The sequence below is a fragment of the Marivita sp. S6314 genome (assembly GCF_023015985.1).
Classification (GTDB): Bacteria; Pseudomonadota; Alphaproteobacteria; order Rhodobacterales; family Rhodobacteraceae; genus Marivita.
The window spans coordinates 18,417-29,208 of the sequence record NZ_JALKAO010000011.1 but is presented as its reverse complement, the minus strand read 5'-3'; the positions used below and the strand labels follow the sequence as shown (position 1 = coordinate 29,208).

9 protein-coding genes are annotated in these 10,792 nt (G+C 67.5%); 4 read left to right on the top strand and 5 right to left on the bottom strand.

Annotated features, from left to right (window positions below; genetic code table 11):
• Both MWU54_RS18135 and MWU54_RS18130 read left to right on the top strand, forming a co-directional pair.
• Window positions 1-946: hypothetical protein (locus MWU54_RS18135; protein ID WP_247086580.1), on the top strand; the 946-nt coding region annotated here is incomplete at its 5' end.
• Complete coding sequence (locus tag MWU54_RS18130) at window positions 946-3,237, top strand: glycosyltransferase family 4 protein (protein ID WP_247086578.1); 2,292 nt, start codon at window positions 946-948, stop codon at window positions 3,235-3,237. The genes MWU54_RS18135 and MWU54_RS18130, both read left to right, overlap by 1 nt.
• 210 nt (window positions 3,238-3,447) lie before the next feature.
• Here MWU54_RS18130 and MWU54_RS18125 read toward each other — a convergent pair whose 3' ends face one another.
• Window positions 3,448-4,179, bottom strand: coding sequence for a glycosyltransferase family 25 protein (locus tag MWU54_RS18125; protein ID WP_247086576.1), 732 nt, complete (start codon window positions 4,177-4,179; stop codon window positions 3,448-3,450).
• A gap of 202 nt (window positions 4,180-4,381) precedes the next feature.
• Here MWU54_RS18125 and MWU54_RS18120 point away from each other — a divergent pair, with 202 nt between their 5' ends.
• Complete coding sequence (locus tag MWU54_RS18120; RefSeq protein ID WP_247086574.1) at window positions 4,382-5,272, top strand: glycosyltransferase; 891 nt, start codon at window positions 4,382-4,384, stop codon at window positions 5,270-5,272.
• Window positions 5,273-5,332: 60 nt separating this feature from the next.
• Here the strand turns inward: MWU54_RS18120 and MWU54_RS18775 are convergent, their stop codons facing one another.
• Genes MWU54_RS18775 through MWU54_RS18110 form a run of 3 tightly spaced genes read right to left on the bottom strand, consistent with a single transcriptional unit; the run spans window position 5,333 to window position 7,331 of the window.
• Window positions 5,333-5,464, bottom strand: coding sequence for a hypothetical protein (locus MWU54_RS18775; RefSeq protein WP_281496172.1), 132 nt, complete (start codon window positions 5,462-5,464; stop codon window positions 5,333-5,335).
• Window positions 5,461-6,114, bottom strand: coding sequence for an ATP-binding cassette domain-containing protein (locus tag MWU54_RS18115; protein ID WP_247086572.1), 654 nt, complete (start codon window positions 6,112-6,114; stop codon window positions 5,461-5,463). The genes MWU54_RS18775 and MWU54_RS18115 overlap by 4 nt, the downstream gene beginning before the upstream one ends.
• Window positions 6,111-7,331, bottom strand: a complete 1,221-nt coding sequence (locus tag MWU54_RS18110; protein WP_247086570.1) for a capsule biosynthesis protein — start codon at window positions 7,329-7,331, stop codon at window positions 6,111-6,113. Before MWU54_RS18110 ends, MWU54_RS18115 begins: the two co-directional genes overlap by 4 nt.
• A gap of 47 nt (window positions 7,332-7,378) precedes the next feature.
• On the opposite strand from MWU54_RS18110, the gene MWU54_RS18105 reads away from it, so the two are divergent.
• The gene (locus tag MWU54_RS18105) at window positions 7,379-8,182 is read left to right on the top strand and encodes an ABC transporter permease (protein ID WP_247086568.1); all 804 of its coding nucleotides are present in this window, start codon (window positions 7,379-7,381) and stop codon (window positions 8,180-8,182) included.
• 92 nt (window positions 8,183-8,274) lie between these two features.
• On the opposite strand, the gene MWU54_RS18100 is transcribed toward MWU54_RS18105, so the two are convergent.
• Window positions 8,275-10,611: a glycosyltransferase gene (locus tag MWU54_RS18100; RefSeq protein ID WP_247086566.1), complete on the bottom strand. Its 2,337-nt coding sequence runs from the start codon at window positions 10,609-10,611 to the stop codon at window positions 8,275-8,277.
• Window positions 10,612-10,792: the final 181 nt, after the last annotated feature.

Here is a 10,792-nt window from a genome sequence, read left to right as displayed (position 1 = left end):
TCCACAAGGCCTGCGGGGACGGCTCATGGCGCAGGCGCTGCGCAGCCACCTGCACCGGCGCGGGCATGTGCTGGCCCCCTCTGTCCCGCGCGCCACCGGCGCACGCGCGGTGCAGGACGCGCTGACCCTTGCCGCCCTGCCGCCCCGCCCCCATGCGCCGCACACCGTCTCGCTGGGGCTTGGCCTGCCACAGGCCCTGGCCCAAGGGCCCGCGACGCTCCTCCTCACACAAGCACTTTCCGCAGAATTAGAGACGTTTGGCGGCCCGAACGCCTGGTCCGCCGCAGGCACGCTGCCGCTGGTGCTGCAAGGCTACAGCCGCGCCATCCTGATGGACCGGGCCGATGTCGCGGCCTCGGTGGGGTTCGCGCCCTGGATCCCGCTGGCACTGGCCGACCGCTTCCCCGTCACAGCCCCCCTGCCCGGTGGCACACCCGAGACACCGCCGCGCATTCTTATCCTTGATCACAACGCCCCCACGGGACAGGCCGAGGTGCTGCGTGGCGCGCTGCACGATCTGGACGCCGCGATCCGCATCGCTGCCCCCGACAGCGATCACGCCGGGATGGGCGCGGGGCTCACCGCCGATCTGCACCTGCATCTGGGCTTTGGCGAGGACTGCGCGATCACCGCGTTTTCGCCGTTCGACAGCCTGCTCTCCGGGGCCTACACGCTGGTGCTGCCCGCCGACGGCCATGGCGCGGGGCAAACCCTGCGCAGCCTGTGCGCCGGACGGTCCTATGTCGATCTTGCCCCCAACCTGTCGGAACTGGAGGCCCGCGCCCGCACCATGACCGGCCGCCTGCATGCCATCCGCCACAGTGGCGACCGCCAGAACCCCGAAACCGCCCGCTTTGCCGCCGCCAATGCCGCCGTACGCGCCGCCGATTTCAAACGCTTCGACGCGGTGCTCGACGACACGGCCCATCTGCAAGAGGCGGCCTGATGCGCCTTGCCTGGGTCTGCCCGATCTCTGCCCGCACCGGCGTTGGATCCTACGCCCAATCGGTGCTGCGCGCGCTGACCCGCCGCAAGGGGCTGGAGGTCATGGTGCTGCACCCGCCCTGTGCCGAAGACGACCGCCTGCCCATGCCCTGCCCCACCCTGCCGCTGTCGGACGCGCTGATCCGGTCGGACCTGCCGGATCTGTTCGACCTGATGCTCTACCATCTGGGCAACAACGAAGCGCATCACGGGATGATCCTGCGCGCATTGATGGCCCATCCCGGCCCCGTGGTGCTGCATGACCATGTCTACCAGCACATGTTTGCCGGTTTGCACCATGACGGCACCGCCCCGGCCCCCGGCTTTGGCGCGCTGATCCATGCGGTCTCGGGGGCCACGGGGTTCGACTACCTCGCCACCAGCGGCACGCTGCGCGGCAACACGCCCGTGTCCTACGTCCCGTGGGAAAGCAACTGGGCCGCCCAAGTGCCGCTATCTGATGTGCTGGCCCGGCTGGCCACGGGGGTCATCACCCATTCCGGTTTTGCCGCCCGCGCCATTGGCGACACCTATCCCGGCTCTGCCACCACGCTGTTCATGCCGCGCCCGGATGTGCCCGTTGATCCGCCCGAACGCGCCCCCGGCCTGGGAGCCCGCCTGCGCCTTGCCGCCACCGGGCATATCGGCCCCACCAAGGGGCTCGATCTGCTGGTCGACACCCTGGCCGGCAGCCCCGATCTGGCGGACCGGTATCACATCACCATCGCAGGCCATGCGGGCGACGCGCCGTATATGCAGATGCTGGACACCCGCATCACAGCCGCCCAGCTGACCGACACGATCCGCATCGTGCCAGACCCGGACGACACCGCGTTCAAGGCGGTGATGCAAGAGGCCGATCTGTTTCTCAACCTGCGCCGACCGAACACCGAAGGGGCGTCCCTGTCGCTGGCCGAACAGATGGCCAGCGGGCGGCCTGTGATCGTGCAGAACTCGGGCTGTTTCGCCGAGATGCCCGGTAAATGCGGCTGGCACCTGCCCGCCGGGGCCGACGCGTCGGATCTCGCCGACACGCTGCGCGATATCCTCCGCGACCCTCGTGTGATCACAAAACGCGGACAGGCCGCTGCACGCTTCATGACAGGCCGCACGGCCGAGGCTTATGCCGACAAGCTCGCCACGTTCCTGTGCGCGGGCCAGACCCGCCTTGCCCGGCGCTCCGACATCGCCCGCGCCCGTGTGATCACACCCGACGCGCAGGATCAGGACTGGCACAGCAGCTATGTCCAGGTGCGCGGGCTGATGTCCGGCATCCTGGCCGGGCGCGGCCTTCTGCCCCCGGATCTCTGGGCCTATCCGGACGAGGATGTGGGCCAATATGTGGCTCTGAATCTGCTCAATGTGCCGGTCAGGGATCCGGCCACCCTGTCGCGCGCCCTGCAACAGGGCGGGCCATTGCGCACCCTCCAGCGGCTTGGCCTGCTGCGCCAGTTGCTGGCCCGCGCGGCCTCGCAAAGCGGCGACACGCAGCATCACATCTCTGACCTTGCCCTGCCCATTTCCGATGCCGCGCTCTGGACCGTGCTGATGGGCCTGCCATGTGCCACGGCCCTGCCCATGGCGCTGCAGGCGCTGGGGCACCGCCCCACCCCGGACGCGCAGACGCAGCTCACAAAGCACGCACAACGCGATGGTCTCGGTGCAACCCTGCTCACCTATCTTGAAACCCGCGGCGATCCGCTCCTGAAACGCCCGGAGATGGCGGCGGTACATCAGATCCTGAGCGATCCCGATGGCCGTTCTCCGGCACATCTGCCGCCCTTGCCGCCCAATGCCGATATCGTGCACATCGCGCAGACGCCCGACGCACGGGCCCTGCGCCTGACCGGCTTTCACCCGCCCGAGGATGCCGGGTTGTGGACCGCCCAGCCCAGGGCTTCCCTGCGCACCCATGCAAGCCCGGATCTGCCCGCCACCGCGCTCAGAGGCGCAGCCTCCCTGTTCGAGGCCGCCCTCACCCATAAGGCGATGACGATCAGCATCAAGGCTACCGAGGAAACCACCGGCCGCAGCACCAGCTGGAGCGACACCCGCCCGCAAGGGGGTGACCCCAGCTTTGACTGGGTCCTCCCCCTGCCCGGGTTCACCGGTCCGCTGCGCGTGGATCTGTCCCTGCCCGCCTGTCACAGCCCCAAGGCGCTCGGGGTGTCTGCCGACCCGCGCCCTCTGGGGCTGATGCTGCGTTCCCTGCGGTTCGAAACGGCCGCGCCACAGATAGAAGCCGCGGAATAGCGCGAGCCGGGCATCGCCAGGCCGGGGGATGGCGATCAACCGTCGTGCAAGGCGCTTTATTTCAGCCAAGCCCGTCTGCAGATCGAACGACGCGCCAGAACCCACCAAATCGCCAGCCCGCTGGGCCGGTCTGGCGATGCCCGGCGCCTTCGGCGCGCATCGGGCGGCCAGAAAAAAGCGCAGGTTACGCGCGCTCACGCCCCGCCGCTGTCACGCCAGCTTGCGCGCCAGCCGTTTCGTCAGCCACCGCCGCCAATAGGATTTATACAACAACCGCCGCAGGCTCTTGCGCCGCCGGTGTTTGTGTTTGCGCCGCCCGGCCTCAAGGCTTGAAGTGCCCACCGTGCGCCCCCGTTGCGTGATCACCCGTGGATCGCAGGCATAGCTGTCGAACTGCAAAATCGCGTCAGGCCAGTCCGACGGCTGCACCACCGGTCCGTTGCGAAACGCCAGATGCGCCGCCACTTCGCGCGACACCATGTAGCCCGTCGCCAGAAATGGCGGCAGCGCCACGCGATAGGCACGTACCCCGCCGGGCAGAATCAACCGGTCGCGCACTTTCACATAGGTGTTCTTGTGATCGAACAGCAAAAGACCACAGGGCGGGGCCTTCAGCGCAGGCCCAAGCTCGAAGAACGCCTCCCCCGGATCGGCGTCATCCTCCAGCACGATTGCCGACGGCGCATCACTGGCGGCGATGCGCTCGTAAATGCCCCGGTGCGACAGCGCGCAGGCAAATTCCCCGTCCGACATCGGCCGGCCCATGCGTGCTTCGGCCCCGGCGCGGTCCACACGCGGTTCATGTGCCTGCGGCAGACCCTCGCGCCCGTCAATGCCCCAGAAAATCTCGTAAGCCAGCCCCCGCGCCTCAAGCGCCTCCACAAGCGGCTCAAAGCGCTGCGCGCCCTTGAGGCTGAGGATATAGATCGGAGGAAACTCCATCAGGCGCAGGCCTTTACGGTCAAATAGGGCAACACGCGCCCCAAACGGGGCGTGCAGCCGACCCTAAAGCGGATGGCCCAGTGCCTCAAGCGCACGCGGAGAAACCTCGCTCACATGGCATCCCCTCCGGAATGTGTCGCATATCCGCCCCAGAAATACACGTATAGGTTGAAATTTGTCCAGGCATCCCCATACTGGCCCCATGTCCTCCCTTCCCCATATCACGATCCTCATGGGCACCAGGAACGGGGCGGCGTTCCTGCGTCAGCAACTGGCGTCCCTGGCGGCACAGGACCATCCCCGCTGGTCGCTCTGGATCAGCGATGACGGCTCCACCGATGCCACAGGCGATGTGATCCGGACCTTTGCCGACACCTGCCCCAACCCGGTGCTGATGCTGGCCGGGCCGGAACAGGGGCTGGCGGCAAACTACCTGCACCTGCTGTGCCACCCGGACCTGCCCGGCGGCCCCGTCGCCTTTGCCGATCAGGATGATCTCTGGCTGCCCACGCACCTGACCCGGGGGCTCACCGCCCTGTGCCATGACGGGCCCACCGCCGGGCAGGCCTATGTGCCCCACCGCCTGCTGCAGCGCGGGGGCGAGCCCCCCCACCCCATGCCCTGGCGCGTGCCGCGGCCCCCGACATTTCGCAACGCGCTTGTGGAATGCCTTCTGGCGGGCAGTGGCCTGATGCTGGACGCCGCCGCAGTGGCAACCGCCCGGGCCATCGGTCCGGTCGAGGTGCCCTTCTGGGACTGGTGGCTATACATGATCCTGACCGGGACAGGCGCGCAGATCCATCACGATCACACCCCCGGCGTGATCTACCGCGCCCATGACACAAACGCGCTTGGCCCGCGCCACGGGATGCGGGCCAAACTCTGGCGGATCAAACAGCTGGGCAACGGCACCTATCGGCGCTGGACAGATGCAAATCTGGCTGCGTTAGAGCCATATATGGACAGGCTGACTCCAGAGGCACGCGCCGTTCTGCACACCGTTTTGCCCTTGCCCCCGAAACACCGCCTGCGCCATCTGAGCCGGGACCGCCACTGGCCCCAGGACAGGCTGGCCCTGTGGCTCGCGGCGTAGAGATACAGGCGCGCCATCGACGGGCCGAGGTGCGGCGATCCCCCCTGAGATCAATGCGCTTTATCTCATCACTCCGAAAATGATCGACCGTTGCGCCCACGGCCCCCACATCGCCGTGCCGTGGGGCGGCCCGTCGATGGCGCGGCGGCCTGCGGCCTTGTTCCGCGCCTTGGCACCTTGATCCAACCTCACGCGCTCACCCGCGCGCCCCGTTCATACACCGCGATCGCCTCGTCCAAATCCTCGAACATCCTGAGCCGTCCGTTCTCGAGCACGGCCCCCGCCGTACAGACCGCGCGCAATTGCGCAGGCGCGTGGCTGACCACGATTGCCCCCGCCTGCCCCAGCCGCGCCTTCAGCATCTCTGCCGTTTCGCGGCGAAACGCGGCGTCGCCCACCGCCGTGACCTCGTCCACCAGATACATGTCGAACGGCACCCCCATCGAGATCGCAAATCCCAGCCGTGCGCGCATGCCCGATGAATAGCGCCGCACCGGCTGACGCATCGCGTCCGCCAGCCCGGACACCTGCTGCACGAAGCCCAGCAACCCGTCGCTGTCCACGCCGTAGACCCGCGCTACGAACCGCGTGTTCTGCGCGCCGGTCAGATCGGGATGAAACGCTCCGGCAAAGCCCACCGGCCAGGACACCGCGCCGGACCGCAACACCCGGCCCGCATCGGGGCGCAGCCCGCCCGCGATCATCGCCAGAAGCGACGACTTGCCCGCGCCGTTGCCCCCCAGAAGCGCCGTGGCCTGCCCGCCTGGAAACACCGCGTTGATCCCCTGCGCCACCACCGGCCCACCGGGAAAGCGCTTCCAGACATCCTGCAGCGCAATCATCCCCGCCGGTCCCGCGCAGCGGTGACCGACAGCGCCGCCAGCCCCCAGAGCAACACCGCGAACCCGGCAATCAGCATCAGCAAACGCCCGCGTCTTGGATATTCCGCGGTTTCCGCCAGGGTCGGGCGTTGCCATGCCGCCAGATAGCGGCTTTGCCGCCGCGCCTCGGCCTGGGCCAGATCATAGGCCCGGCGCGCCGCCGCATAGGCACGCTCGGCAAAGTCGCGATCCGCCACCAGCGCTTCATAGACGCCCACCACATTGGCAAACCCCGCGTCGTCGCCCTCAAGCCCCAGCTTGGCACGTTCGGCGGCAATACGCCCTTCGATCACCGCAACGCGGCGCGCGCCCTGTTCCAGCCGGGGATCACCCGCCCGCGTCTCACCCCGCAGCAGGTCGAGCGCGATCAGCGCCTCGGCCAACTGCCCCTGCAAATTGCCCAGGAGCCCCGCCTGCGCCTGAAGGTCGACGCTGGGATCGACCAGCTGATGGGTGTTGCGGAACTTCGTCACCTGCCGCCGCGCGGCCTTCAGCCGCGTCTCGGCTGCCTCAAGCTCGGCCCCCGCATCCCGAAGCGCATCTGCCTGTGCCACGTCACTCAGTTCATTGATCAGCGCCGTCGCCCGCGCCACGATGGCCTGCGCGATCTGCTGCGCATCCTCTGGCGCAAACGCGGTGACCCGCAGTTCGATCAGCCCGGCAAGGCTGTCATAAGACACGGTGACCCGCCGCGGCCAGTAGCGGTGCAGGTCTTCCGCACGCCCATCTGTGGCAAAGGCAAAAACAGGGTCTGTTTCACCGCGAAACAGCGCGGTTCCCGGTTTCGCCCAAAGCGCAGAAATTCCCAGATCGGCCTCCAGCTCTGCCACCAGACGGCGCGATCCCAGGTATTCGTACAGAATATCGGTATCCCGCGAACTGCTGCCCGACAGGCCAGCCAATCCGCCCAGCATCTCGACCGCGGCACCCGCGTCTTCCCGGCGCACGGCAAAGCCGGCCTCGGACACGTATTGATCCGCCGCCCGCGCCCAGAGATACCACGCACTGACGCCCACCGGCAGGATCACGCAGATCACAAAGGACAGGGCCATGACCACATGCCGCCGCTGCCACCGCGCGCGCGACGGCAGCCTTATGGGCGTTGTCGGAAGGATCGCCTGTGCCGTGCCGTGAAACGGTACAGCCGGATCAGGAGGGATTGATTTAACGAGAGTCATTGGGTATATTTTCCCGCATAGCGTGTTTTATTCACACGGACGTTCCCATGCCCGCACCACTCACACGCTTGCCCCGTCACACCGCGCGTCCCACCCTTTGGCGCGCGGTGTGCGCGTTGATCCTGCGCGAAATGGCCACCAGCCACGGGCGTCTGCCGGGAGGGTATCTCTGGGCCGTTCTCGAGCCGCTTCTGGGCATCGCGCTGCTGTCGGCGATCTTTGCGATCAGTTTTCAGGCCCCGGCGCTTGGCACCAGCTTTCCGCTGTTCTACGCCTCGGGGCTTTTGCCGTTCCTTGCCTTCTCGGACATCACGACCAAACTGGCGCAGGCGCTGAACTTCTCGCGCCCGCTTTTTGCCTATCCGGCGGTGGGGGTGCTGGATGCGCTGCTGGCGCGGTTCCTGCTGGCCGCCGGCACCCAGATCGCGGTCAGCAGCCTTTTGATCACCGGTATCCTGTTTCTCAGCGAAACACGCGCCATACCCGACATCGCCGAACTGGGCCGCGCCGCCGCGCTGCTGCTGGTCCTGAGCCTCGGCATCGGGATCCTGAACTGCCTGCTGATTGGTCTTTTCCCGATCTGGCAGCGGATCTGGTCGATCCTGATGCGCCCGATGTTCCTGCTTTCGGGCATCTTCTTTACCTTCGAAGCGGTGCCCCTGCCCTGGCGGGACGTGCTGTGGTGGAACCCGCTGGTGCATGTGGTGGGCAGTGTGCGGCGCGGGCTTTATCCCGGATATGACGCCACATATGTCAGCGCGACCTATGTGCTGGCCCTGGGGCTGGGCATTGCGCTGCTGGCCGGGATCGGGCTGTTGCGCTGGCATCGGGATATCCTGAGCGATCTGTAAACCGCTCCGTCGCAGATAGGTCCGAAACGGACCCAATGTTTCGCGCGCGAAACAATAAGACCGATCCGGACCTTTCTCATCCCCTCCCTGGATCATGCCCGGACCTGTACGAAACGGGGCGGTTTCGCGGTGTCTGTGTCCCTGTCCAACGCGCAAGACGGCCAATCCGGATGCGCCCGCAACGCGGCCAACATGGCCTCGACCGCCGCGCCACCGGTGTTTCGCACCGAAACCACATGCCCGTTGGTCTGTGCGCGCAAGGCATCCCCCTGCCCGCCCAGATCGAACCCGAAACAGGGCAGACCCGTCGCAAGGGCTTCGTGGGTGACATAGGAAAACGTCTCGGGCCACAGCGATGGGATCACCCAAAGGCCGATCTCGTGCCGCGCCACCAGATGCGGCAGGTCCTCAAGCGTATAGCCCCCCAACACGGTGACCGACCGTGGCAGGGCGCAGTCCGGCGCAACCTCCCCCAGAACAACCAGCCGCGCCTCTCCCGTGCGGGCCAGCGCCTGCGCCAGCCAAGCGATCACCGCCGCGCCTTTCTGCGTATTGAGATGCCCCGGCACACCGATCACCGGACGCCGTGACAGCGCGGGTGTCAGCCGTGGCACCGGGCCCAGCGGCGCATGCGGCCGCAGCGTGATCTTATGGGCAAGATCGGGATGGACCTGCGCCACGATGCGGTGGGACGCCTCCGAGAACACTTCCAGCGCCTTGGCCCGGTCCAGCGCCACCCGCCACAGGGCCTGCCAGTCCGGGTCGGGGGCGCTGCGAAACGTGTAATCGCGGTTGAGCGGGAAATAGTCGTGGAACTGGACGGTCAGCCGGTGCCCACCGGCACACAAGTTGAGCAACCGAAACGGGATCTCCTCGGGCCAGGGATCGCCCACGGCGCAGGTGTAGGTCACGGCCCGTGCGCCCGCGAGCCGCAACAGATCCAGCACATCGGCAAAGGCCTCGGTTGAACCACGTGTGACCCCGGCCTGGGAATGCAGCTCGATCTCCCATCGCAGCGGGCCCCCGACCCGCAGCACCACGGCCAGATCATGGGTTTGCAACCGCTGCGTCAGCCAGCGCGCCGTGCCACCCCCCAGGGAATGCGCCAGATAGACGGGCAGGGGCTGTGGCCCCAGCCGCGCCTTGGCCCAGGCCAGCCCCGCGCGCAGACGGTCCAGCGCCAGCGGATCATTGGACAGGCTCTGCGCCACGGCGTCGTCAAACCGCGGCCAGCGCCGGGACAGGATGCGCGCGGATTTCGCGCGCAGGGCCTGCCGCTGCGACCGACCAAAGCTCGCCGCGCCGACATGACCGACAAACAGCCCCGTCTGGCAAACATGCCGCCCACCAAGAAGACGGATGCGCTGGCACCAATCGACCTCTTCCCCGTATCCACGCCCGAACCCTTCATCGAACCGCGGCACCCGGGACAGCCATTTGGGACCAAGCACCAGGCAGAACCCGGTGCCGGTGGGCAGGGACGGCAGGTCATGATCCCGCGCGAAGGGGCGCAGCGCCGCGTCCACGTCATCAACCTCTCCGTTTCGCAGAGAAACACCGGCGCAGGCATGGGGCGCGCCCATCAGCTCGCCCTCATTGGACAGCGGCGTCACACTGGCAATCGTGTCATCTGCCAGGAGCGGTGCAATCAACCGGGACGCCCAGCCCTGCGGCAGCGTGATATCAGAGTTCAGCAAGACCACGGGCCGGTTGATCCGCCCCAGACAGGCCAGCCCGGCATTGACCGCCCCGGCAAATCCACAGGGCGCATCATGCGTGATCAACGTCACCTCGGGGCGCTGCGCGGACCAGACCGACAGCATCTGTCGGATCTCCGGATCGGTCGACCCATCCTCAACGATCACCAGCCGCCAGGGCAGGTCGGTCATGAGAGGGATCCGGTCCAGACACCGCGCCACATGCGAGGCGGCATTGTGCACCGGCAGGATCAGATCAATCCCGATGTCGGGATGCGTCAATGGCGCGGGCCCCGGCCGGGGCTGCAACACCGGGGCCGGGGAGGCGGCCCTCAATCCCAGCCGCGCCCGCGCCCTGGCCCGGACATGCGGATCGCGCAGGCGGGGCAGAAGGGGCACAAGCGTGGCCAGCCGCCCGACCATCCGGGGCCACATTCTGACATGCGCCGCCAGCAGGTGACGGCGCGGAAGCGGTGGCACATGATGCGGTGTCGCCGGATCTGATCGCAGCGAAACCCGGATTCCGGAGGACAGGTCAAAGGGCAGGGACGGGGCCGCGCCCCTGGCACAGGCACCGCCATGTTCCAGAACCCCCGCCGCATCCAGACAGACCCGCCCACCCGAAAGCCGGACGAACACTTCGGGCTGGTCGGGACCGGGCAGGCGCGCGAGGGGCAACGACAGGTGATGGGTGATATAGCGCCGGTACAGACGCAGGAGGCGATAGGGCATGACGGGCTTCCGGATCGGATCGCCTTTACCCTGCCTTAAAGAGAGTTAACGCGACCTTAACCGCGCACCCGGTGCTGTTTCCGGTGACGGAAACAGGCGGACGCGTCGACGCCTCCGCGCCCGTCACGATAGGTCCGCTTCGGTCCTAATGTTTCGCGCGCGAAACAATGGGTCCGTTTCG

Coding starts and splice junctions, on each gene's coding strand:
- MWU54_RS18130 (WP_247086578.1), top strand. CDS start 946: ATGCGCCTTGCCTGGGTCTGCCCGATCTCTGCCCGCACCGGCGTTGGA.
- MWU54_RS18120 (WP_247086574.1), top strand. CDS start 4,382: ATGTCCTCCCTTCCCCATATCACGATCCTCATGGGCACCAGGAACGGG.
- MWU54_RS18100 (WP_247086566.1), bottom strand. CDS start 10,611: ATGCCCTATCGCCTCCTGCGTCTGTACCGGCGCTATATCACCCATCAC.
- MWU54_RS18105 (WP_247086568.1), top strand. CDS start 7,379: ATGCCCGCACCACTCACACGCTTGCCCCGTCACACCGCGCGTCCCACC.
- MWU54_RS18125 (WP_247086576.1), bottom strand. CDS start 4,179: ATGGAGTTTCCTCCGATCTATATCCTCAGCCTCAAGGGCGCGCAGCGC.
- MWU54_RS18115 (WP_247086572.1), bottom strand. CDS start 6,114: ATGATTGCGCTGCAGGATGTCTGGAAGCGCTTTCCCGGTGGGCCGGTG.
- MWU54_RS18110 (WP_247086570.1), bottom strand. CDS start 7,331: ATGACTCTCGTTAAATCAATCCCTCCTGATCCGGCTGTACCGTTTCAC.